This window comes from Brevibacillus sp. SIMBA_040, assembly GCF_046535075.1.
In the GTDB taxonomy this organism is placed as follows: Bacteria; Bacillota; Bacilli; order Brevibacillales; family Brevibacillaceae; genus Brevibacillus.
This window is the reverse complement of sequence record NZ_JAWRXI010000275.1, coordinates 1-258: the sequence shown is the minus strand read 5'-3', so window position 1 is coordinate 258 and position 258 is coordinate 1. Positions and strand designations below refer to the sequence as shown.

General features: G+C 61.6%; 1 protein-coding gene. It reads right to left on the bottom strand.

The window, feature by feature from the left end; genetic code table 11:
• Positions 1-258: DDE-type integrase/transposase/recombinase (locus tag SB752_RS32825; RefSeq protein WP_410719568.1), on the bottom strand; the 258-nt coding region annotated here is incomplete at both ends.

Genomic DNA, 258 nt, shown 5'->3' with positions numbered 1-258 from the left:
GTCCTCACCCGGTTGGCGGGCGTACAGCGCTTGTTCAAGTGCATCCAGAACGAAGTCCGTGGTCATCGACGAGCTGACGCGCCAGCCAACAATACGGCGGGCAAACACGTCGATCACGAATGCCCCGTACAGCCAGCCTTGCCATGTCGAGACATACGTAAAATCCGACACCCAGAGCTGATTCGGTCGGTCAGCCTTGAACTGCCGGTTGACTCGGTCCAGCGGGCGCGGCGCGGTCACCTCGGGAATCGTCGTGCG